General features: G+C 48.7%; 23 protein-coding genes. 8 read left to right on the forward strand and 15 right to left on the reverse strand.

Annotated features, from left to right (window positions below):
- Positions 1-103: 103 nt before the first annotated feature.
- From HII30_RS06870 to HII30_RS06880, 3 genes are all read right to left on the reverse strand, one after another.
- Entirely contained in the window at positions 104-403 is a 300-nt protein-coding gene (locus tag HII30_RS06870; RefSeq protein WP_169504280.1) for a hypothetical protein, read from the reverse strand.
- Between the two features lie 115 nt (positions 404-518).
- Positions 519-866, reverse strand: a complete 348-nt coding sequence (locus tag HII30_RS06875; RefSeq protein WP_169504281.1) for a YlbF/YmcA family competence regulator — start codon at positions 864-866, stop codon at positions 519-521.
- Positions 867-917: 51 nt separating this feature from the next.
- Positions 918-2,090, reverse strand: coding sequence for a DUF445 domain-containing protein (locus tag HII30_RS06880; RefSeq protein WP_169504282.1), 1,173 nt, complete (start codon positions 2,088-2,090; stop codon positions 918-920).
- 141 nt (positions 2,091-2,231) lie between these two features.
- On the opposite strand from HII30_RS06880, the gene HII30_RS06885 reads away from it, so the two are divergent.
- The 5 genes from HII30_RS06885 to HII30_RS06905 are packed head-to-tail and all read left to right on the forward strand — an operon-like array spanning position 2,232 to position 8,362.
- The gene (locus HII30_RS06885; RefSeq protein WP_169504283.1) at positions 2,232-3,605 is read left to right on the forward strand and encodes a YheC/YheD family endospore coat-associated protein; all 1,374 of its coding nucleotides are present in this window, start codon (positions 2,232-2,234) and stop codon (positions 3,603-3,605) included.
- An 8-nt stretch (positions 3,606-3,613) separates the two neighbouring features.
- Positions 3,614-4,741 carry a YheC/YheD family endospore coat-associated protein gene (locus HII30_RS06890; RefSeq protein ID WP_169504284.1) on the forward strand — a complete coding sequence of 376 codons (1,128 nt, stop codon included), beginning with the start codon at positions 3,614-3,616 and terminating at the stop codon, positions 4,739-4,741.
- On the forward strand, positions 4,738-6,111 hold the full coding sequence (locus tag HII30_RS06895; RefSeq protein ID WP_169504285.1) for a YheC/YheD family endospore coat-associated protein: 1,374 nt from the start codon (positions 4,738-4,740) through the stop codon (positions 6,109-6,111). The genes HII30_RS06890 and HII30_RS06895 overlap by 4 nt, the downstream gene beginning before the upstream one ends.
- Entirely contained in the window at positions 6,108-7,214 is a 1,107-nt protein-coding gene (locus HII30_RS06900; RefSeq protein WP_169504286.1) for a YheC/YheD family endospore coat-associated protein, read from the forward strand. The genes HII30_RS06895 and HII30_RS06900 overlap by 4 nt, the downstream gene beginning before the upstream one ends.
- 38 nt (positions 7,215-7,252) lie before the next feature.
- Positions 7,253-8,362, forward strand: a complete 1,110-nt coding sequence (locus HII30_RS06905; RefSeq protein WP_169504287.1) for a YheC/YheD family protein — start codon at positions 7,253-7,255, stop codon at positions 8,360-8,362.
- 104 nt (positions 8,363-8,466) lie between these two features.
- Here the strand turns inward: HII30_RS06905 and HII30_RS06910 are convergent, their stop codons facing one another.
- Positions 8,467-9,186 (reverse strand): HAD family hydrolase, encoded by a 720-nt coding sequence (locus tag HII30_RS06910; RefSeq protein WP_246246164.1) that lies wholly within the window; start codon positions 9,184-9,186, stop codon positions 8,467-8,469.
- A gap of 130 nt (positions 9,187-9,316) precedes the next feature.
- Between HII30_RS06910 and HII30_RS06915 the strand changes: the two genes are divergently transcribed.
- Positions 9,317-9,844 (forward strand): DUF421 domain-containing protein, encoded by a 528-nt coding sequence (locus HII30_RS06915; protein ID WP_169504288.1) that lies wholly within the window; start codon positions 9,317-9,319, stop codon positions 9,842-9,844.
- Between the two features lie 62 nt (positions 9,845-9,906).
- On the opposite strand, the gene HII30_RS06920 is transcribed toward HII30_RS06915, so the two are convergent.
- The 10 genes from HII30_RS06920 to HII30_RS06965 form a co-directional block, all read right to left on the reverse strand.
- The gene (locus HII30_RS06920; protein WP_169504289.1) at positions 9,907-10,476 is read right to left on the reverse strand and encodes a manganese catalase family protein; all 570 of its coding nucleotides are present in this window, start codon (positions 10,474-10,476) and stop codon (positions 9,907-9,909) included.
- Between the two features lie 33 nt (positions 10,477-10,509).
- On the reverse strand, positions 10,510-10,875 hold the full coding sequence (locus HII30_RS21795; protein ID WP_169504290.1) for a spore coat protein CotJB: 366 nt from the start codon (positions 10,873-10,875) through the stop codon (positions 10,510-10,512).
- Between the two features lie 3 nt (positions 10,876-10,878).
- Positions 10,879-11,094, reverse strand: a complete 216-nt coding sequence (locus tag HII30_RS06930) for a spore coat associated protein CotJA (protein ID WP_169504364.1) — start codon at positions 11,092-11,094, stop codon at positions 10,879-10,881.
- A 402-nt stretch (positions 11,095-11,496) separates the two neighbouring features.
- Entirely contained in the window at positions 11,497-12,528 is a 1,032-nt protein-coding gene (gene ytvI / locus HII30_RS06935; protein ID WP_169504291.1) for a sporulation integral membrane protein YtvI, read from the reverse strand.
- Positions 12,529-12,599: 71 nt separating this feature from the next.
- Positions 12,600-13,937 carry a hemolysin family protein gene (locus HII30_RS06940; RefSeq protein ID WP_425495978.1) on the reverse strand — a complete coding sequence of 446 codons (1,338 nt, stop codon included), beginning with the start codon at positions 13,935-13,937 and terminating at the stop codon, positions 12,600-12,602.
- Positions 13,938-13,956: 19 nt separating this feature from the next.
- Positions 13,957-15,096 (reverse strand): radical SAM/CxCxxxxC motif protein YfkAB, encoded by a 1,140-nt coding sequence (gene yfkAB, locus HII30_RS06945; RefSeq protein WP_169504293.1) that lies wholly within the window; start codon positions 15,094-15,096, stop codon positions 13,957-13,959.
- Positions 15,097-15,148: 52 nt separating this feature from the next.
- On the reverse strand, positions 15,149-17,359 hold the full coding sequence (locus HII30_RS06950) for an MMPL family transporter (RefSeq protein WP_169504294.1): 2,211 nt from the start codon (positions 17,357-17,359) through the stop codon (positions 15,149-15,151).
- Positions 17,360-17,385: 26 nt separating this feature from the next.
- Complete coding sequence (locus HII30_RS06955) at positions 17,386-18,477, reverse strand: HD-GYP domain-containing protein (protein WP_169504295.1); 1,092 nt, start codon at positions 18,475-18,477, stop codon at positions 17,386-17,388.
- A gap of 45 nt (positions 18,478-18,522) precedes the next feature.
- A complete protein-coding gene (locus tag HII30_RS06960) occupies positions 18,523-19,350 on the reverse strand; it encodes an undecaprenyl-diphosphate phosphatase (RefSeq protein ID WP_169504296.1) in 828 nt (275 codons plus the stop codon).
- A gap of 71 nt (positions 19,351-19,421) precedes the next feature.
- Complete coding sequence (locus HII30_RS06965; RefSeq protein WP_169504297.1) at positions 19,422-20,852, reverse strand: bifunctional metallophosphatase/5'-nucleotidase; 1,431 nt, start codon at positions 20,850-20,852, stop codon at positions 19,422-19,424.
- Positions 20,853-20,962: 110 nt separating this feature from the next.
- On the opposite strand from HII30_RS06965, the gene HII30_RS06970 reads away from it, so the two are divergent.
- Together HII30_RS06970 and HII30_RS06975 are read left to right on the forward strand one after the other, a co-directional pair.
- Positions 20,963-21,712 carry a molybdenum cofactor biosynthesis protein MoaE gene (locus HII30_RS06970; protein WP_169504298.1) on the forward strand — a complete coding sequence of 250 codons (750 nt, stop codon included), beginning with the start codon at positions 20,963-20,965 and terminating at the stop codon, positions 21,710-21,712.
- 89 nt (positions 21,713-21,801) lie between these two features.
- Positions 21,802-22,848 carry an HD-GYP domain-containing protein gene (locus HII30_RS06975; protein ID WP_169504299.1) on the forward strand — a complete coding sequence of 349 codons (1,047 nt, stop codon included), beginning with the start codon at positions 21,802-21,804 and terminating at the stop codon, positions 22,846-22,848.
- Positions 22,849-22,991: 143 nt separating this feature from the next.
- Here the strand turns inward: HII30_RS06975 and HII30_RS06980 are convergent, their stop codons facing one another.
- Complete coding sequence (locus HII30_RS06980; protein ID WP_169504365.1) at positions 22,992-23,753, reverse strand: cupin domain-containing protein; 762 nt, start codon at positions 23,751-23,753, stop codon at positions 22,992-22,994.
- Positions 23,754-23,793: the final 40 nt, after the last annotated feature.

The following is a 23,793-nucleotide window of genomic DNA, read 5'->3' on the forward strand; positions in this document are numbered from 1 at the left end:
CCATTCTGTACCTATTATATCATGCCGGGAGATCATATCCATCTCAACAGAAAAAAGCTGCCACAGGTCCATAACGCTCCTGAGACAGCTTTCAAGCACTTGATTATTCACTGATTTGTACGTTCTTCTGCTTCGGTTCTTCCGGCCACTTCAACTGCCACTGCTTCATTTTTTCTCTGCGGATTTCATCCAGTGCCTTCTGTTTGGCATCATCCACACCAATCAGAATATGCAGATGTGAAGCAATCACCAGCAGGGCGAACCCTGCCCACACCGCACCGAACAAGGCTGTCCAGGAAAACCCTCCGGAGAAAGAAATGCTTGGCAGCGCGTAAATCAGCATACCTAACGCCACGATCAGATAAACCAGATGTTTGAATTTACTCTTCTTTTTCACAGTCATACAGCTCCTCTACTTCTTCTATATTTCTACTCTATGAGAAGCTGGTCCTATTTATGAGACAAGATTTAAAACAGATAAAAAAAAGCCGCACCAGGAAGGTGCGGCGGGTTATTAATTAGGATTGAGCGGGACCGTACAGATCCTGAAGGCTGTCGGAAATGATCTTGTTCACATCTTCAATGATGACGCTGAGACGGCGTTCGGCATCAAACAGGCGGCGGATATTCAGGTTAAGGCTCAACACCTCAAACAGCTTCTCCATCTTTTCCATTTCTTCCTGTGAAGGCATGTCTCCGCTCATCATCCGCTGCTGTACTTCCATCTGGCGTTCACGGAAGTTGTTCAGCATGTCCTTGCTTTCCGGATCTTTGTCAATCAACTTCATCGCAGATGTAATCTCCTGGACTTCCTGGCTCTCTCTCATTGCCTTGGCCAAATCGTTCGCTTTGTCATAAATGTTCATGTTATTACCTCCTAAAGTTTGCGGCAGTGCCGCTTCTGTGTTGAATGCTTATCAGGATCTCAGTACAAACAGAGTAAAGATCGACTGCATTAATCCGATCATGCCTCCCAGAACCACACCGAGCCATGTGATGGCCCGGAACTCCTTGCCGGAAACACTAAGAATAACTTCCTCAAGCCGCTCCACAGGGAATTTCTCAACCTGTTCCTGCACCATTCCAGGCAGATTAACAGCCTTCATGGCAGAAGGCACAGCGCTCGAGAGCAGCCCAAGGCCTTTATCCACCCACTGCGGCAAAGAAGCTTCCCACTCTGGCAGACGCGGCTTTATAACTTCTGCTATGTCGATGGTTTCCAGTCGACCGGCCCATTCTTCCCAAGGCAGAGTCTGCTCCAGCTTGTGAATCACAAAATCCAGTGCAGGTTCCCCTGCCAGTGATTCCATGATGTGCCCCAGCGGCATGTCTCCATATTGTTCAAGCTTTGCGGATATGACGGAAACGATCGTTTTACGAAAACGTTCTCCTTCCAGCTGGGCGATCAATGTGGGCGTCAGCTTCTGAACAATCTTGTCTTCATCCACAAACAAGGCGGCCATCGTCCCCAGAAATCCGCCGGCCTTATCGACCATGGCTGTCGTCATTTCTTTTAACACACGCTGCCCGTCAGCGGATAAAAGCGTATCGCCCAATTCCTTCAGCACCGAATCCGCAGCCGCTTCACTCCACGCTGTCCGCTTCTCATCCGACCATCCCGGGATGAAAGTCTTCAGCGGCTTGTCCTCTAAACCGTACGCTGCCCACAGGGAGGCTGCAGAACGTGAGACCGCAGTCCGTGCCGATCCTGTAGCCTTTGCCTTTAAAATCTCCCACTCGCTTTCGCTCCAAATGCGCAGGACGGCTTCCTTGACGGTCAGAGGACGGTCTGCGAGAGCATGCAGCCTGCGGCTGAGCGTCTCCACAGCTTTCGTACGGAATGCAGGCTTACTGAGCAAGTCCTGCAGCCCTTCACTGGTCACCAGATAGTCGGATACCACGCTGCCCAGCGATTTCGCAATCTCCTGTTTCCGTTTCGGGATCAGGCCGGGTGTGAATGGAATACGGCGTCCGAACAGCCTCACCTCGTTACGGGGATGAAACAGCATTTTGATGGCTAAGTGATTGGTAATTCCGCCGACTAAAGCGGCAACCCCTATATTGATCAGAATAAACATCCAATTCTGCATCGTCACAGTCCTCCCATTTTCGTAAGGCCATACAATCACCAAGGGATAAATGTCTCCATATGATAAATTACATGCAAATGTCCAGACGAAACCTTTGGTCTGCGCATCAGACATCAAGTTGTTGTCGGAAGGAGATCCATGATGTCCAAATCCAAGTTACCGGTACAGCTCATTACCTCAAACACGCTGCCGGAAAACCATATCAGGCTTGGCGATCGACTGATGAAGTCGCTCCGGATTCCGCCGGATCAACCCATTATACTTGCCTTCGGTTCATTCAGGCAGGAGATCCGTGCCGTTCCGGGAAAGAAATTGAAAGCTATTCGCATCAGTCCCTCCCTCTCCAAAAGCGCCGGTCTTCTTCCAGGGTCCGTTGTCAACGCAGCATACTACGTCGCTGAAAGAACACTGAAGGTCGGGCCCGTAATCGGGGTCATGATCGGCCGCTATGATCCCCAGGAGCCCCAAAAGCCCTTCGGATCCATATCTTCCTTTTGCATGGAAATGATACACGCCAGCCGGAAGCTGGGTGCATTTGTATACTTTTTCACACCCGATATGATCGGTCCAACGATCTCCTCACTGGAAGGAGTCTGGTATGATTCCGGATGGAAAAAAGGCTCTGTTCCGGCACCGGATGTGATCAACAACCGGCTGGCTACACGTAAGTTAGAGAATAGTCCTAGAGTACAGCATTTCATGAAAGAAGTAAAATCACGCTACAACACCCCGGTGTTCAATGAAAAGTTTCTGGATAAGTCTGACGTGTTTGAGGCATTGGGAACCGATGAAAGGCTTGGGAGATATTTACCGGAGTCTTATCTGCTCAAAAACTATCCCACGCTCAAAAAAATGTGCGCTTCGTACCCCACGGTGTTCCTAAAGCCCGTCCGCGGCAGTCTGGGCAAAGGCATTATCCGCATCTCACGCCAGACTGACGGCACCTATCACACACTGACTACATCGCTGGAAGGGACGAAACGCAAACCATATGCCACGCTTCAGAAGCTGTACAACGGATTGTCCGCCAAGCTGATGAAGGAGCGGTATCAGATCCAGCAGGGCCTGAACCTCATTCGCAATCAGAAGCGGAATGTGGATTTCCGCGCTCTGGTTCATAAAAACCAGAAGGGCAAGTGGAGCGTCACATCCATCGTCGGACGCATTGCCGGCGGCAATCACTTCGTCTCCAACCTCGCCCGCGGGGGAACTTTAACGACGGTCAAGGAAGCCTTAGCCGGCAGCAGTATTCCATTGAACGCGAAGCAGCAGGTCCCTTCCCGTATGGAGCAGGCCGCTCTGGAGATTGCCAAGGGCGTCGAGTCCTCTATCCCCTTCCACTTCGGTGAACTCGGGATTGACCTTGCGGTCGATACGACCGGACGGATCTGGCTGCTGGAGGTAAACTCGAAGCCGTCCAAGAGTGATAACGCACCGCTGAACAGTGATTATAAAATCCGGCCATCCGCCATGCGGCTGGTTCAGTATGCTCAATACCTGACCGGCCTTCAATAGGAGGTTCTATGTCCTCAATACAAGTTGGCACGCTCGGCGTGATGGTCTGCCGCAGAGAAGGTACGCCGCCCTTTACAGACCGTGAGTATCTTAAAAATCTGTGTCTGGCTTCATCGAGGCTTGGCCTGAGGGTGTTCGTCTTTTTTCCGGATCACATCAAAACAGGGAATGATGGTATTCCTGAATCATCAGTTACCGGGCTCATCTATCGGCAGGGCCGCTGGGAAGAAGATACATTTCCGTTTCCGGATCTCATCTATGACCGCTGCCTATCTAAAAATGCCAGTGAAAGTCTGGCTGTACGCCATGCGCTCACGGCAGCTGCCGTGTCCAGCCGTATCCTATGGTCCCGCGGTCTGCCGGGAAAACAGAAGGTTTATGAACACCTTCAGCGGAATCCGTCGCTTTTGCCCCATCTCCCACATACGTTAACCTATACCGGCACTGCCTCTCTCAGGAAAGCTCTCCAATGCTTCCGAGGAGAATTGTTCATGAAACCGAGCAGCGGCTCTCATGGAAGTCATACCTTATATGTCAACACCACAGGGGAGAAGCCGTGGGTTCAGGGACGAAAACGCGATAATTCCATGTTCAGGCTTATTCTTCATGACAAAGACCTGTTCCCATGGATACAACGGTTTACCGGTCAACGAACCTTTTTGATACAGCCATTTCTGCAGCTGACCTGCAAAGACGGCAGCCCATTCGATATTCGGGTACTGGTACAGAAGAATGAGACCGGACGCTGGAACATTACCGGTTCGGCTCTGCGAAAGGGTTCTCCTGACGGACTGACTTCCAATCTTCACGGAGGTGGGAGCGCAGTTCCGGTACTTCCTTTTCTGCAATCACAATTCGGCCTTCCTGTTTCCGCTGAAATTACAGATCTCATAGAACACCTCAGCGCTCAAATCCCTCCGCTGCTTGAGAACGGCTTTGGCCGACTGGGCGAGCTTGGCATCGACTTTGGTGTCGACCGGATGGGAAAGGTCTGGCTGCTAGAGGTGAATTCCAAACCAGGGCGGCAGGCATTCACTCATACCAGAGATATTCCGGCAGCAAAGCTGTCCGTGATGAATCCTCTCCGGTACGCCCGTTATTTACTGCTTCGACAACTTAGGAGGGTTATTTCATGAGTTTGACTTTCAGTAATGTTCATTTCTCGCAGCAGCCCGAAAAAGTGGTCTTTATGTCCGGCTCGCTCATGAGAAGTATGGGACTTACAGGAAAAAAGCAGATCCAGCTGACGCTCGGCACGGATTCTTTGACTGTCCCCCTTAAATCCATTGACCGGTCCGGAAAGCATGTTTATTTGAGTTCGGGCTTGCGGTCCAATGTCCGTGTACCCCGGTCCGGACCTGCCTATGTTCACAGTCCCAAAGAAGGACACATTCACTTGGGACCTGTTGTAGGCGTTCTGTCTGACGGCCCTTCGGTTCCCGGCAACCCTTTTGGCTCCCGGACCGGCTACATTAAGCAGCTGCTTCGGGAAGGCAGCAAGAAAATGTATGTTTATGCCTTTGCACCGCGGGACATCAATTGGCAAAAAGAAACAGTCAATGCCTATATCCTGAGCTCAGGCGGACAATTTATAAGAAAGACTGTTCCGCTGCCGGATGTCGTCTACAACCGCCTTCCCAGCAGACGAACCGATTTTTCCAATTTTACCAATCAGCTGAGAGACCGTTTCCTCCGCCGAAACATCTCCTTTTTCAACTGGGCTTTTTTCAACAAATCGGATATATACAATCTGTTGGAAAATGACGTGCAGGCAGGACGATATGTGCCGGAAACCTATAACAGTCCGGGTCCGGAACGGATCAAGGATATGATGGAGCGCCACCGGTTTGTCTATTACAAGCCGTCTGCAGGCAGCCTAGGTAATGGCATTTACCGATTGACGTATCACCCTAAAAAAGGATATTTCGCACGGTACCGGAGTGAGGGCGGCAATACCCTGCTGAAGTTTCCGAACTTCAACAGCCTCATGAAGATGCTGCAAAGCAAGCATGGAGGCAGTTTGAAAAACTATGTTATTCAGCAGGGAATCCGGCTCATAGAAATTGACGATTGTCCGATTGATTTCCGTTTTCATATGCACAAGAACGCCAAAAACCGCTGGACTGCCGTTGGCATTGGAGCCAAGAAAGCCGGCCGGGGCAGTGTAACTACGCATATTAAAAATGGCGGACAGCTCATGACTCCGGAACAGGCGCTTGGACTTGTATTTGGCTCACGCTCGAAAGAAGTCCTCGATCGTGCCAAGCAGGCTGCGATTGTACTCGCGGAGTCGATTGAAAGCCATCAATCTCATGTGCTGGCTGAGATTGGATTCGATATCGGCATTGACGAGGATGAGAAAATCTGGATGTTCGAAGCCAACTCCAAGCCAGGACGTTCTATTTTTGCTCATCCTTCCCTGAAGGTCGAGGGCAGGGCATCTGTTGAGCACATTTTTGAACACAGTCTGTATCTGAGCGGATTCTTCAGGGGGAATGATTCATGATCAGCCGGCTTGAGGAGGATAATAAGGTCGTCGCCATACTCACCATGTCTGACTCCTTCCGCATGTTCAGAGGCAACCGGCAAAATTTTCAGGAAATCATTAAAACCGGCAAAGATATGGGCTATCTCGTCTATGTGCTTACTACCAGGGATCTCATCATGGATTCTCCCACTGTAAAAGGCTTTGTACCAAGCGGGGATCAGACCTGGGAACAGAAGACATTCCCCTTTCCCCGTATCATTTATAACCGGATTCCGAACCGCGAGGATGAGATGCGGCCTAAAGTCGGCCGAAAAATTAAAGCATGTCTACAGCATCCCAAAATTGATATTTATAACCCTTACTTTTTTAACAAGCGGCAGTTGTTCAGCTGGCTGGATAAATCACGTCATACCCGTCAGTGGGCCCCCTCCACCAAACGGTTAAAGGGACTCTCTTCCTTACATGACATGCTGAAGCAGACACCCTATCTGTATCTGAAGCCGGAAGAAGGCAAGGCAGGCCGAGGAATCATGCGTTTGAAATACCAGAAGAACAAGAACCTCCCATTTCGTCTTCAAATTCAAAACAACCGCAGCAGCACGACTTATAAGGCAGCTTCTCTGGAAAGGCTGTGGCGGCGCGTGTATCAGGAAACCCGTGATGAGTCCTACCTCATTCAACAGGGAATTGAATTGGCTTCCTTGCACGGCAGGCCTTTCGATCTGAGAATTCTGGTTCAGAAAACAGAGCACGGCTCCTGGAGTGTGACTGGCGTCGGTGCCCGAATGGCTGGCATTCACAGTATTACGACACATGTGCCAAGGGGAGGCTCCATTGAAGATCCGGAGAAGCTTCTGAATGCGCTGTTCGGGTCCGAGCAAAGTGAGGAAATTCTGAGCAAGGTACGTAGTGCCGCTGTTCAGATCGCCAGACAGATCGAAAAAGGCTCTGAATGCCAGTTAGGCGAAATGTCTATGGATTTGGGCGTAGACGACGCGGGAAGCTTGTGGTTTTTTGAAGCGAATGCCCGGCCTATGAAATTTGACGAACCGATGATCCGTAAACGCTCGCTGGAGCGGATATTTAAATATTGTGATCATTTGATCGGACGGCGTTCGTGATCACGGATAAGAAACTAAATGCAAGAAGGTGAATCGCTGTGTCTCAGCCCGTCTTAGGTATCCTGACGTTGTATTTGAACAACCGCTACAGGCTTGAAGAAGCCTCTGTATATGAAAGAATGATTGCTGAGGGCCGTGAAATGGGGCTGGATGTTTTTGTGTTCACACCCGCTGACGTTCATGGCGGTATGATTCATGCACTCGTGTTCAACCCTTCGACCGGCAAATGGTCCAGACAAAAGCGCCCCTTTCCCCACATGATCTATGACCGCTGCCGGATTCAAAAAAGCGCACGGTTTCAGCAGCTGCTGCGCTTCCGAAACCAGTACAGCCATTTGCTGTTCCTCAATCGGCCGCTGCGGAACAAGTGGACCGTTCATCAGGCGCTATATACGTTGAGACGATTCCGCCCCCATCTGCCGGAAACGATGCTGGTTCAAAGCTTGGGCGATGTTACACGAATGCTGCAGCATCATCCCGCTGTTTATCTCAAACCGATTAACGGTACCGGCGGGCGGGGTATTCTGCGGATTTCCCGTGGATCCGGTTCACATAGTGCCTATGAAATCCGCGGACGCAATGCCAACCGCAGTATCATAACCCCGCGCAAGGTTCCTGCGGCCATGCTCGGTTCTTTCCTGGCTGGCTGGGATGTGAAGGGAAGATATCTGGTTCAGGAGGCCATTCCCCTGGAACTGCCAAGCGGCAGAGTGCATGATTACCGAATGCTCGTTCAGAAGAACGGCTTCGGCGAATGGGAAGTTACCGGCTGTGTGGGCCGTGTAGGTGCATTAAACAGTGTGACCTCCAATCTTCACGGCGGCGGCAGAGCCATGGTCATGAGTGAACTGCTCAATGAATGGATAACGGATCCCCAAAAACGGGAGAAAGTGAATGAAGAAGCCTCTCGTCTCGGGATTGATGTGTCCATGTTTCTGGAAGAACAGTACGGCGCACTGTGTGAACTGGCTCTCGATCTTGCGATCGACCGGTCCGGACGCATTCTTCTGCTTGAGGTGAATCCTAAGCCGTCCAGAGAAGTATTCTCACAGATCGGTGACAAGGCCGCCTACCGCGACTCTCTTACCCGTCCTCTGGAATATGCGCTATGGGTGTACAACCGGAGAAAATCCGCCAAAAACGCATAACACAGGCAACGGACTGTCAGCTTAAGACAGTGTCGATAGATCCAAACAAATCGGCGGCGGCATCAGGAGTTTCTCCTGATGCCGCCGCCTTTCTTTGCCTTATTCTATGATTCTGCAGAGCTGTCGTAAAGACTGATCAATTCAGGGAACGTGGTGATAATGGCATCCGATCCGCTAAGTTCTGAATCGCTGCCAAAGCCTGCATATTGACATCCGATAACCGTTTGACCGTTCTCTTTGCCTGCCTCCACATCCGACGAGCGGTCACCGATCATCCAGGCCCGCTGGATGCCATGGTTTTTGAGCAGCAGCGCTACGAGGTCTACCTTGCTTGTCGTGGCATGCTCACCCGCACTGTACAATCCCTCAAACAACGGTGCCAGGTCGCGAGCCATGGCGATTCCTTTGACGTAATCCTCAAGGCCGTTACTAGCCACAAACAGCCGTACCCCCCGCTCTTTCAGTTCGCTTAACGTTTCGACTACCCCTGGATAAAGAACAGCCTCTTCATTCTCAAGGCCTTCCAGTTCCAGCTGAAGCAGCAGCTCGTCTGCGCGACGGTGTGCTTCAGACGTTCCATGAGGAATCACCCGTTTCCAGATATCTTCAAGAAGCATACCAAGACTGCCGAGCATAAGCTGTTCATCTGGTGTATCTCCCTCGTGATGTCCTTCCTCCCGGAGGATGTCAAACATCTTGTGATACGCAGGAAGCAGCAGCGTTTCCGTCTGAAACAAGGTGCCATCCATATCAAAGATCATTGCTTCAGGTTTTATAAGTTTTCCAGTCGTTTCCACTTCTCCACTCATCCCTTCATCTGCCATTGGTGTTTGTCTGTCTATTTCACATCATAAGTGAAAGAAGCATAAGGTAGCAAACGAAAGTACAAGAAACGGTTGTCTTTGTGTGCGGCAGGGTAATAAGAACAAAGACTGGTGAATGAAGGAGGAACTTATGTTATTCAGCAATTGGAACGATATATTCCGGATTCTGATTATTGGCTGTATGAGCTATATCTCACTCATTATCTTGGTGCGGGTTTCAGGTAAAAGAACACTTGCCAAAATGAACGCATTTGACTTTACGGTCTCGGTGGCGGTAGGATCCACGCTTTCCACTGTCATTCTGGATAAAAATATAACCTTAGCAGAAGGCTTAACCGCGTTTGCTGTCCTCATTGGTTTACAGTATATTTTAGCATGGTTCGCTTCGAGAAATCACAAATTTCGCAGCCTGCTCCAGGCCAGTCCGGAGCTGGTTTATTACGATGGCCATTATCTAAAACACATTATGAAAAAAAACCGGATTGACCAACAGGATATTTATCAATGGACACGTTCCCAGGGTTTCACCAATATGGATCAGATTCATGCCATCGTGTTGGAAACGAACGGGAAAATGTCTGTACTGCAATCAGAGGAGAAGGGTTCCGAACATGCCCTGAATGATGTTGATACCGATTCGGCAAAACCTGAACAATGAGACGTATTCATGCAAAAGGACAGACCCAGGCACCAGAGCTTGGATCTGTCCTTATTATTGTGTCAGAAAATTTTACGGGTCGCCCGGTCTTCTTTAATGATCTCTACCGCTTCCCGGAAGCGAATGGCATGAATGATCTCCCGCTCCCGCAAAAACTTCAAGCTGTCTTGAATGTCCACATCATCCGTCATGTCGATGAGCCACTGGTACGTTGCACGAGCCTTCTCTTCAGCAGCAATATCCTCATATAAGTCGGCGATCGGATCGCCTTTGGCGTTTATGTAGCTCGCTGTCCAAGGGACACCTGACGCGTTTTCATAATACAATGCTTTATCATGATTAGCATAATGAGCGCCCAGGCCTGCTGCCTGTAACTGGTCTACTGTTGCATCTTTGGTCAGCTTATACACCATTGTTGCGATCATTTCCAGATGAGCAAATTCCTCTGTGCCAATATCATTTAAGACACCGATCACCTTATCAGGAATGGTATAGCGCTGGTTCAAGTACCGGAGAGCAGCTGCCAGCTCGCCATCAGCCCCTCCATACTGTTCAATCAGAAATTTGGCCATCATGGGGTCGCATTTGCTTACCCTGACCGGATACTGGAGCTTTTTCTCATAGATCCACATGTGATGATATGCCTCCTTCGCTTGGGAATATGCTCAAACCTGCCAGGGCCAGGGGCTTTGAGGCCATTCAAATGGATAACGCGAGAAGGAGTGGCCGAAATTGGTTAGAGGTCCATACAGCGCTTCAAATGATTTGGCCAGCATCATGCGTTCCTGTGCCAATTTGTTATACTGTTCAATGCTCTTTAGATCTCCAGGATGCGTATTCAGATACAGATTGAGTTCCACGAGCACAAAATCAACGGCCTGCAGCTGCTCCAGCATTTCATAATAGCGGGGGTCCCCGGCCTGCTGTTTGGCCGGGGCTTGAGCCTGGGCTTGAGCTTGCGCCTGCGCCTGAGCCTGGGCCTGCGCTTGGGCTTGCGCTTGCGCCTGAGCCTGGGCTTTTGCTTCATCCATGTCCTATTCTCCTTTCATTTTCCGGGATACATAGGGACTGTAGAGAGAAGGCCAGAGGGTTCCATGCTTGAGTGCTTCCGCGGGACTAAACTGCGGTAAATCCGGCGGCTGAAATACGACATATTGATTAACGGGAACGACATAGGTTCTGCACGGCAGTGGAGGACATGGATCGAACGGACTGCGGAAAGGGACATAAGTCCGCTCTTCATGATTCATTTTCACTGGGCATACCTCCTTTTTTTGTTGAATAGTCGAAACGGTTCTCCGTAACTAACATATGTCGCCCGTGCTAAAAATGAACAAAAAAAGAAAAAGGGCTCATCCCAAAATAAGATCATTTCCCCCTATGGACAGACACTGGGGTTTAAGCTTGAATTCCAAGCTTATTTCTCCCGTTTTCAACGCTAAACACCACTTAAGTCTGAAAATCAATCTTAAACGGACTGAAACTCTATCGATCGACGAAAAATGATTTGAATTAAAAAAAATAAGCCTGAAAAACAGGCTTATTGAAACTGTATCTTCTATTTTGAGAGAAATAAGATTGGAAAACAGTCTTATTTAGGGCAGTCACCCATAAAAGGGATTCCCTGCATTCTCTAAATCATTGCATGAACATTAAAATTTAATCTTGATTTGAAACAAGCCTGCTTTTCGCATCGCTGAATACAAAATTACGACCAGCGGACCGATAAAAAATCCAATGACGCCTACCAGCTTGAAACCGATATACATACTAATCAGGGCTGACAGTGCGCCGATGCCGACCGCATCTCCGATCACCTTCGGTTCCAGTACCCGCCGAACGACCGTGATGATGATAAAGAGAATAATCAGTCCTGCGCCATCAAAGACATTCCCTGTGAACAGCAGATAAACGGCCCAAGGTACCAGCACAGAGCCGACACCCAGAATTGGCAAAATATCTACTGCAGTGACCAGCAAAGCAATCGCAAGCGGGTAATGAATGCCGAGAATGAGCAGTCCCACCAAGGTAATCCCATAAGTGAACAAGCTGAGGATGAGCTGGGCTCTTAAAAATCCGAAGATCGAATTTTTCAGGCTGCCCAGCACTTCATTCACCTGCTGATGAGAGTCTTCATCAAAGAGTGACAGTACACTGGCACGCATCGTATCCAGACTGAAGCTGAACAGATAGACAGCCACGAAGAAGACGATTGAAGTGACAAACAGATTCGGCAATGTTTTCGCAAATGAAAGAAATGTAACCGACACAGTATTAACAATCGACTGCACGTAGGAAGTGATGTTGGAGGTAAACGAGGCCAGGCTCTCTGCCAGACCCGGTGATATGCCGTTCAACACATCCTGTGCCTGGATGATGGTCTGTGTAAGAAAAGCATCTGCACCTTCGAAGTAACGCGGAGCTCTGCTCCAGTATTCTACCAGCTGGGCAAATACCTGCACTCCCATGATGTAAGCCAAGAGAAGCAAAAGCAGCAGAAAAAGTGTGCTGGTAATCGTAGCTACAGCCGGCCGCTTCAAGCGTGCTCTTTTCATCAGCAACCTGTTTAACGGCTCCAGCGCAATGGCGATAATCAAGGCAAGCAGGAACGGAGCTCCTACCGTAAACATCCCGTAAATGAACAGGAGACCAAGACCGATAAATAAAATTTGCTTCCCGGTCATAACTCACTTCCTCTTTTTCAAGGTCTTTGCCATGACTTCACTCGCTCACTCCGTTCATTCACGGCTTGCTATCAATCGCCTGAACTCTCAGGATCGGTCTGCATGTTGTGAATAATTACCCGGGTCACCCGCAGACGCGAAGCTTCTTCTACTTCCAGAGTCATACCTTCATAATCCACCTGTTGTCCCTTGGCTGGATTTCCTTCCAGCTCCTTAAACAGCAATCCGCCGATCGTATCAACCTTGGGCTCATCAATGTGCAGTCCTGTCAATTCATTAACTTCTTCAATCAGCATTCGTCCGTCTACAGAAGTATACTGCTCATTCACTTCGATCTCAGGCCGCTCGTCCTCAAATTCATCATAAAGATCCCCTACGATTTCTTCAAGAATGCGTTCGGCTGTCAAAATCCCGGCTGTTCCCCCATACTCATCCACGACCAGTGCCATCTGCTCATGACGGCTCTGCATTAATCGCAGAACTTGACTAATTTCCATCGACTCATGTACATCCATCATCGGCCTGACCAGGGAGGCCAGATTTTTCTGCTGCTCCGGCGGTGCCATTAAAAAGTCGGTAATGTGAATAAAACCGATAATACGGTCCTTATCCTCTACAGCCACCGGGTAGCGTGAATGTTTGGTTGCACTGATGATCTTCAGGTTCTCCTTCAGCGGCAGGTTGGTAAACAGCACATCCATATCAGTCCGCGGCAGCATGACTTCTCTCGCGAGCAAATCCGAGAAATCAAACAGATTGTCCATCAGCTTCATCTCATTCTCATCGATAACTCCGCTTTTCGCGCTCTCATTCATCAGAATACGAATCTCTTCTTCCGAATGCGCAGCTTCACCCTCTCCTGCCGGCTGAATCCCGAATATACGGAGTACCCCGTTCGCCGATTTGTTCAGCAGCCAGATGACCGGCAGGAATAAACGGTAGAACCAGAGCAGCGGTGCGGACAACAGTAATGCCGTGCCTTCCGTACGCTGGATCGCCAGCGATTTTGGTGCAAGCTCTCCTAATACAATATGCAGGAACGTAATGATACAGAAGCCGATGGCCACAGAAATGGATTTGATCACCACTTCGTCCGTCATACCAAAACTGTGCATAATCGGCACGACGAGCAGCTCTGAAATGGCTGGTTCCCCAACCCACCCCAGCCCCAAAGAGGTCAGGGTTATGCCCAGCTGGGTGGCTGACAAATAGGCATCGAGTTTTCCGTTTACAGTCAAAGCCACGCCAGCCAACCGGTTCCCCTCACTCACCAGCTGGGTTAATCGGGATTGTCTCATTTTGACCAATGAAAACTCGGCTGCCACAAACACGCCGTTTAATAACACAAGCATTAAAACAAAGAGCAAATTCAAAATCAGTTTCCCGACCTCAAACTCCTCCATCGCCATACGCCTTCTTTCCGGAATGCTAGTTTGTCATAGCTTTTCTTGTCTTAAAGTCCACGCCTTTGTAATACATATCTGCCACGAGCAAGTTTGGTCCGCAGCAGCCTGCGGCATCACAGTGACAATTGACAGTTTGATTTAAAGGATGACCTGTACTCCATGCCGAGAAGACATCATCAAGGCGGTCTGATTTAACATTTCCAAAAGCAGGTATATCCGAAAAGTCGGTAACATAAACATCGCCTGAGAACATATTGACATTCACCCGGTTTCGTCCGTCCGGATCGTTACGTACTGTGACATTATGTTCTGAAGCCAATCGCCGGATCAGTTTCCGTTCGCTATCATCCTGACTGCAGGAGTAAAAAGGAAGTGTGCCGAACAGCATCCACACATTTGGATTTCTGTGATCCAGCAGCAGATGGATGGCTTCTTTCATATCGTTCAGCGACAGAACAGGAAGTGCTTCAGCAAAATTTGAGGCATACATCGGATGCACTTCATGCCTTACACAGCCCATCTGTGCGATTAGCTGATGAATCTTGTCCAGCTTGTGATGTGTCCGGTAATTGATCATAGATTCCGCAGATATAAACATGCCTGCCCGGCTCAGCTTTTCTGCGTTATCGATCATTGCCTCATACATGCGGTAAGCCGTATCCCTGGAGACAGGCCTGCCGCTGTTCGCAAACCCGACTTCGTAGAAATCATCTCCGTTCAAATAATTGAACGAGATGTGCATGACATCCAGATAAGGCAGCATTTTCTCATATCTTTCGATATCCAATGTTAGATTAGAATTGATCTGGGTACGAATTCCCCGCTCCCGTGCATATTTCAACAAAGGTACAATCACCTTGTCCACCGTCTTCCCGAGGAAAGCCGGTTCTCCGCCTGTCAGGCTGATCGTTTCCAGGTGTTCCACTTCATCCAGACGTTTCAGCATCAGATCCAGCGGCAGCATCGGCGCTTCTTTCATTACTAGCATCTCGCCGACTGCACAATGCTCACATCGCATATTACATAAATGGGTGACGGTCATCTCGACACTTGTCAGAACATGCTTTCCGTGTGTTCTCAAGGACGTAATCGGGTCCCATGGATCATATGCCGGAGATAACGGTGTCAGAAGCCCTGTACCATCTTTCAAACGGTTACTCATTATTTTCCACCTTTATATCTTTTAATCATTCCCCTATTATAGCACAGGCACTTTATTTTTTATTGGAGTACCTTATCCATTTCGGTGCCCACCAGTTAGCGCGCCCCAGCAGCTTCATAAAAGCCGGCACCAAAAGAATCCGGACCACAGAAGCATCCAACAAAACCGCAGCTGTCAACCCCAGGCCCATTGCTTTCATAACCTCATTGTCCGTGAAAATAAATGCACCTACTACCGCGGCAAGAATGAGCGCCGCACTAGTGATCATCCCCCCTGTATACTCCAGACCTTCCATGGTGCTTACTTCATTGTCTCCGGTAATTTCATATCTTTCCTGGATTCGGGACAGCAGAATCACTTCATAATCCATCGAAATCCCGAATACCACACAAAAAATCAGAACAGGGAGCAGGGCAAAAACCGTCCCCGTTGAACTGACACCCAGCCACTGGGCCCCAGCTCCTTCCTGAAACACCCACACCACCAGCCCCAGTGCGGCCCCGAGACTAAGTACGTTCATGAGCACCGCCTTCAGCGGGAGGATCACGGAGCGAAAAGCGGCAAATAAAACGATGTAGGTTGTAATAAATACGAACATCAGCACGAGAGGAATTCCTCTCTCAATCTCCTCAATGATATCCAGCTTGTACGGCGGATTGCCGGTTACATGGATAGTCAGCCCTGGTGCTTCCATACTCCGAAGCGAGGACACCAGCTTTTGGGTTAATTCATGGGAATCCCCATATTGGGATACAACTGCAACAGCAGCCAGCTTATCAGAGACGATATGATACCGCTGAAAAATATCTGCCCTCCCCGAAAGCCGGAGTTCATCCGCAATCTGCTCCGGCGTGCCCCGTGGAAGGACACTGAGGTAGCTCTCCACCCGGCGAACTTCCGGAAGCTTCCGGACTTCGTCCATATAGTGTTTAACGGCCTGAATACTTTCCGGTGTATCATAACGGCCAGGAAGCTCTGCAGCAATGACAATCGGATTCAGCTCTCTTTCATCATAAGCCTGCTTCATGAGATCATAGCCGTACCTGGATTCATAGGATGGTGGCAGCACTTCAGCCGCAGGAATCCCGACCTTCATTCGTGTGACGGGTGCCATCGCTACCAGGAGCAATGCTATAACGATAACAGCAATGACTGCAGGACGAGCCATCACAAACGTGGAGATCCGCCGCCACATCCTGCTCGACCTTTTACGAAGTCTCAATTGGGAGAAGACCGGTAAAGCGTGAATTCGATGTCCCATCATGCCAAGCAGTGCAGGTAAAAGTGTATTCGCTGCCAGCACAGACACCAATACGACCGCGATCCCTCCAATGCTGAAGGACGTGAAGATCGGCAGATCAATAAATGCCATTGCAAGAAAACCAATCCATACCGCAGCTCCTGAAAAGATGACTGCTTTTCCGGCAGAGGCACAGGAACGGGCCACCGCTTGTTCCGGATCGTTCTCTTGAAGTTCTTCCCGAAAGCGGCTGACGACGAAGAGCGCGTAATCAATGCCGACAGCCAGACCGAGCATGGTGACGACATTGGGGAGAAAATTACTGATAGATCCGTTCCAGAGTGCGGCGAAATATAAAAGCCCCATGGTCACGGTGACACTGATCAGGCCTCCAATAATCGGCAGAATTGCCGCTGTCCATGTACCAAAAACAAACAACAAAATAATAAGCGCCAAGGGAATACCGATCATCTCAGCTCGTACAATATCTTTTTTAACCGCTTGATTCATATCAGCGAAGACAGCGGTATTGCCTGCTAAATAGGTATCAGCCCCGCTGATCTCTGGAATATCCTTCCGAATCACATCAAACTCACGTAAAACATCTGCGGTGTCCTCATTCAGTTGAACCGTAACGGCCTGAATATGATCCTGCCCCTGCTTACGTGAAGCGATCTGCATAAACAGATCCTGAACGTAAGGCTGGTCCTGGAGCGGCCTGAGCTCTTCTAATATACGCTTCTGCGCCGCACCAGTGGTCAGGTTCTCTCCCGTACGGCTCACGATGACAAGATCAATCATGGTTGAGGAAATCCCCAGTTTCTCTTCCAGCACGCGAGCTCCCTCCAGAGCATCACTATGTTCCGGCGTAAATCCGTTTTGCTGAAGAAGTGAGGGCAGCTGCAGGGCCAGCGGCACCATCAGGCAAAACAAAATGAACCATGCAGCAGCAACAGCCCGGCGGAAGCGGTAGACAAATTTCCCCCACCTGTACAGCAGGGTTTCCGGGCCATGTTGTTTCACTGTGGTTCCTCCTTATTGTGTGATCATCAATGGTATACAGCTTCCCCGATTCCGGTAATCATGATGGAAAGACATTGGGACAAATCCACCTCATACGGCGAGGTTAGCTGTTCACCGGCTGGATTATACAAGATTCGAACAATGGGCCGGTGAGGGATCTTGGCATTTATTTTGGACACCACACCAACCTCACCGGTAGTCAGTACGACAGTAATGCCTGGCGGGTAAATAGCAACCCGGTCCCGAAATAGTGCCAGGAAGCTCTGTTCATAAAGGATACCTGATCCCGAATACATGATCTCAACCGCTTCGTGCGGCAGTCTGGCAGGCTTGTACACTCGCTGGGCTGTCATTGCATCATAAGAATCTGTAATGGCGATCCATTTTGCAAACTCATGAATTTCTGGACCTTTCAGGCCTCTTGGATATCCGGATCCGTCCAGCCGCTCATGATGCTGAAAAGCACAATGGGCAGACAAGAGCGGTATATTGGGCTCATCCTTCAGAATTTGATATCCGATCTCTGTATGGGTCTTCATTTCTGAAAACTCCAGCTCACTGAGGCGGCCTGGCTTCTGGACAATCGAGGCCGGAATCCGAGTTTTACCGATATCATGCAGCAGGGCACCCAGACAGAGCATGCGCAGCTGTTCCCTGGTATATCCGTATGACAACCCCAGCACCATGGTATATAGACATACGTTTAATGAATGCTGGTACAGGTTATAGTCATTTGCGTTTATATCTGTCAGAAGAACCATGGAAACTTCCATGGAGGATACCTCATCAATTACGGAATCGATCATTCCCGTGAAGCTTTTTCCCAAATGAAGAAAAGATCCTTTCAGTGCCGGCTGATTCTCCAGATTTTTAAAACTGCTCTGAATAGCCCGCACCGCTGCAAGTCTGGATTCCGCACTCAACATCTCGGGGATGGCGATATCTTCCGTGACTGCATCCTCAATATAAACATAATGAAGCCCATAATCATCCAGTCTCCGGATCAGTCCGCTTGTCAGCTGGACCCCATCTGAAAGCAGAATTAATCCGTCAGCATTATAGATTTTTTTACCAAGCACCATGCCCGGCTGTAATAAATGAACGGGTACCAGACGCAAAAGGCCACTTCCTCTGCTATGTGAATAAATTGTAATGCGGCCTCATCAATGCATGATAAACAGCCAAAAGACGGCGGCCAGAATAAAACGGTATATGGCGAAATGGGTTAATCTGATTTTTTGAATCCATTTCATAAACGCCAGAATGACGAGATACGCTACTACAAAAGATACCAGAAAACCCGTGATAAACACACCCAGCACATCGGGTGTGAAGTAGCGGTAAGAATCCAGCAGCTCGTACCCGGCAGCTGCACACATAATCGGTATGGCAATAAGAAAGGAGAAATCCGCAGATGCCTTGTAGCTGACACCGCTCAGCATACCGCCTGAGATGGTCGCTCCGGATCTGGAGAAGCCTGGCCAAAGCACGGAAATGATCTGATAAAGTCCGATCATGAAAGCCTGCTTGTAAGTGAGCTCATCCAGTTCATGTGCCGTTATGTGTGTCTTCCTTTTGTTAAACCATTCAGCAAATATCATGAACATTCCACCGGCCACAAGTGCATACAGAACCGTTTCGGCACTGAACAGGCTTTTGATATGGTCTTTGGCCGCATAGGCTGCAGCCAGAGCCGGACCAATGCCAAGCAGCACATGAAGCAAATTCAGCTTTTTGACAGGTACAGCCGGCTTGCGGACCGGTTCACTGCTGTGGATCCCAAGCAGATTCAAAATCCGCTGCCAGTATACCATCGCCATCGCCAGAATAGCTCCCAGCTGAATAACAACCTCGAATGTTTTTAACAGCTCACTCTGATCTGTATATCCCATTATTTTTGCTGTCAGAATCATATGACCTGTGGATGACACCGGTATAAACTCCGTAAGCCCCTCTACGATACCTAAAATGATAGATGCCAATACATCCATGTACGTTCCTCCCTGCTTCAGCTTTGTCCATATATATCTATGCTTGGCTGAAGCAGGTTAGTCGAACGGGTTCACAACCAGCGTTGGTAAAAGCTTTGTTCCAGCGCCCCAGGGCGGATTAGTTCCTGTCTGAGCAGGTCACGGATAAATTCCGGGAGCAAATATGTAATGTTCTCACCCCAAGAAAGTGACTCGTAGCCCACCTTAAAAGTAAACATATCCAATGTGCCTACTCTATACTTTTTATCCAGTTCAAGAGGCTTACCCTGCACAATGGCCTGGACGATCCGGTTTCCTTCAGGTCTTCGGAGATCGTAGGAAACCTGAATACCATCCAGTGCCAGCACACCGAGCACTCTCCCCCTGAAGCCGTAACCCTTAATCTCACGGTTGTAATAATCCGGTATCAGACTTTCTTCCAGCGCCTGCAAAATATAGGAGCCCTTAAGTGTCATCACACAAGGATTGATTGGAGATGGGCAAAGCGCATGAATCATTCCGTCCGTGATGGTTCCCGAGGGAAGAGGACCCAGCAGCTGCCCTGCGTTCACGATAGCCAAATCCGTATCTGTATAGTGATATACCGCCTGGGCCAGCAGGTTGGCAAAAGGTGATTCTGCCGTATAGTCCAGAGTTAACTCTCTTCCGGTTAATGCAGCAGTTTCTTGAAGCCTATGATCGGCCTGTTCACGATGCTGCAGAATGGCTAATTCGACATCAGTATGAATTTCATGGTGCCCCACAGGAATGACGCCGCCGCTTCTATATTGAAAAGTGCTGTCTTCCCTCTTGCGTTCCAGTATGACTTTACCCACATAGCCCCCGAATTTGCCGGCACCGCAGACGACCGTTCCGTTCAGAATCAGAGGTTCTTCCAGCAGATGATGCGTGTGCCCGCCTAGAATAATATCGATGCCTGATACCTGCTCTGCTATGTTTTTATCTGCATTTATGCCCAAATGGGACATGAGAATAACAACATCCACTTGGCTTCGGAGAAACTCTACCTGCTGCCTGATCTTCGCCACCGGCTCCTGTGCTTCCCATCCCAACAGCTGATAAAAGCTGGAAAAGGCTGCCGTGGCTGCTGTTATACCAATTTTGATCCCTGTGCGCTCTAAAATAATATATTCTTTCATCCATGAGGGAGGTTTTCCCCCGTCTATTTCTTTAATGTTGCAGCATACAACTGGACACTGCAAACCGGCATAAGCCGCAGACAGGTCTTCCAAAGGAACGGTCAGGCCTTCATTGTTGCCGATCGTAATCGCATCATATCCGGTCAGGTTGATGACATCCACGTTTGCCTGTCCCATCGTTCCTTCTGTCTCCATAGCCGCCCGGTCCATATGGTCACCGATATCAAGAACAAGTACAGTTCCGTTTTCGGCCGCCTTTTTTTCCCGGGAAATAACGGCCGCGTTTCCGCTCATCATCTCAAAATGACTATGAATATCATTGGTGTGCAAAATCGTAAGGATCTCTGTTGTATCCTGACTCAAGCCGCGGCCCCTCCCTATGGTTCATGTTTGGAATCTCCGGTCTTACAAGCATAACATTTTAGCCGGGATTATGGTATATTGTAGCCCATAAGAATTAGAGGTGATATGTAATGAAATCCAATATTCAGATCCTGCTTTTTGCTGGCCTCGCCGAGAAAATCGGCCATCAGGCTCTTGATTTCCCAGTAGAACAATTTCCACTGACCGCAAAAGAACTGAAGGACCTCCTGTCTGCCGCCTACCCGGAGGCTTCTTCGCTGATTCAAATTTCTTTTGCAGCAGTCAATCACACCTATGCTGCCGACGACCAGCAGATTCAATCGGGTGATGAAGTGGCGTTGATTCCTCCGGTATCTGGAGGAGACGGCCTGGAGCCGTCCGATGCAGCTGAACCTGTCCACCATGTCAGCGCTGACGGTATGTGTGTCATCTCAGCCCTTCCCTTATCGTCTGACGATACTCTCGTTAAAGTGCTGCATCCCAATCATGGCGCTTCCCTTTCTTTTGTTGGAACCACGCGTGAAATTACAGGGGACATGAAAACTGTCACACTGGAATATGAAGCTTATATCCCCATGGCGCTTGCAGAGATGCAGAAAATCATCACACAAATGTACAAGCTCTGGCCTGGAACAAGCTGTGCGATATCCCATCGGGTCGGTATTGTAGATATCGGTGAAATCAGCGTAGTGATTGCCGTATCCGCTCCTCACCGGGATACATGCTATACGGCTAGCCGCTATGCGATTGAAGAGTTGAAACGAAGCGTACCGATATGGAAAAAGGAAGTGTGGGCTGACGGTTCACAATGGAAAGGGTATCAGACTGGTCCTTGGGACCCATTACCAAAAAGCGAGTAGTCAAAAAGTCATTGATATCCCATTATTTTCTTGCTATGATATAGGTTAATTCCAATTATCCATATTATAACAATAAGAGGTGCAGCAATTTGAGAGTACATGTTACTGACCTCCAGCCTGGAGATTTGATGCAGCATGATGTCTATAACGACAATGGTGTTCATGTATTGCGTAAAGGGACGGTTCTCCAGATTGAAGAGATCTCCAAGTTAATTCAGCACAGCGTTGATTATATCGAAATTGAGCCGCGCGAGGTTCTTATAACTGCAGATTCTTCTTCTGACACCCCGGAAACCCTGCATCAGATCAAACCTCAGTTCGACCAGGCCGTGGAATCCATTTCCTCTATTTTTATGGATGCACTGAAGCACGGTAAATTTCATGAGGATCTTGTTGATGATGCGTTTAAGCCTGTAGTAGAAACCTTGATGAAGCAGAAAGACGTTGTATCTCTTCTGCTCCTTCTGAACGGACAAGATGATTATACCTCTAGACATTCCATGCAGGTTGGCATGCTGTCTTACTATCTCGCCACCTGGATGGGCTACAACGATGACGAAGCCTATGAGATCGGAAAGGCAGGATATCTTCATGATATCGGCAAGTGCCGAATCCCACTGGAAATTCTGAATAAACCGAGCAAGCTGACTTACGAAGAATTTGAAGAGGTGAAACGTCACACCCTTTACGGATATGATATTATTCGAGAATCCATGGATGATGAGTTAACGGCTCTGGTCGCGCTGCAGCATCATGAACGGGATGACGGCAAAGGGTATCCACTGAAACTTCGGTCCAAGCAAATTCATCCCTATTCTCATATCGCAGCCGTTGCAGACGTCTATAGTGCTATGTCCTCCAATCGGGTATACCAGTCCAAGCAGCAGCTACTGCATGTGCTCCGCGAACTGCACACCATGAGCTTCGGCCAATTAAACGGAAAGCCTGTCCATGCTTTTATCAAACATATGCTGCCTAATTTTATCGGTAAAAAGGTGCTGCTGACTTCTGGTGAATCCGGAACGATCGTCATGACAAACCCTTCTGATTTTTTCCGTCCGCTGGTCCGTACATCGGATCGTTTCATTGACTTGTCCAAGGAGCCTGACTCGGCCATTCATGAAATCAAGTTTTAGCGACAGACTTTTAGCGACAGACGCACGAACCCCCTTTGGCAGCTGCCAAAGGGGGTTCCACATATATTTGTAAGAGGTATCTATACATTAACACCTTAATCTTAAAGCAAGCTTAAAGTGAGATTAGGGGAATCTAAAAACATCTATTTGTTCTTGCTTTGCTGAAGAAGCTTGGATTCCCCTGTACGCTCCCATCCCTCCACAGTTTCATATGCTTTTTCAGGTGAGTACCCTTTCCCTACAAGAACTCCCATCAGAATGAACTCTTGAAGAATATGTGTGGCATTAATTCCTCGTTTTACATCCTCTAAGCCTTCCTTTACCAGGAAATCTGTGTATTGTACCCACTCATCTGGTGTTCTGCCAGAAACAACCACATTGCAATGGCTCTGCTCCTCAGCCGCTTCCGCAGCAATGGCATCTGCCTTGGTGACATGGACGGTACCAAATGGATGATTAGGGGGACCATAAATCGAATATAGCTTTAAAGGGACATCACCGGTATTCGTCAAATTATGCCAGGTTCCAGCAGGAATTATGATGGCATAATCATCAGCGACGTTTTTTACATAGTCTAAATTTTCTTTACTCTTGCCCATTTGGACAATCCCTTGTCCTTGTTCAATACGTATAAATTGATCTACATCAGGATGCATTTCTAACCCGATATCTTCACCAGCGCCCAGACTCATTAGTGTCAATTGCAAATATGTTCCTGTCCACAAAGCAGTCCGATAAGTATGGTTTAGTTTGGTGACTTCGTCAATGTTGACTACAAACGGGTTGGGTCCGTAATCCTTTATCATCGTGCTTTCGAAACGATTAGAAGCAAAATCATAATCCGGTCCATGGACGCAAATAAAATATGCATGTGGATAGGAATACGGATAAGGAGCTCTATACATGGTTCTCAATCCCTTCCTTAATTATAAAACCATCCTATGC

Origin of the sequence: Paenibacillus lemnae, assembly GCF_012933385.1 — a bacterium.
GTDB lineage: Bacteria > Bacillota > Bacilli > Paenibacillales > Paenibacillaceae > Paenibacillus_AQ > Paenibacillus_AQ lemnae.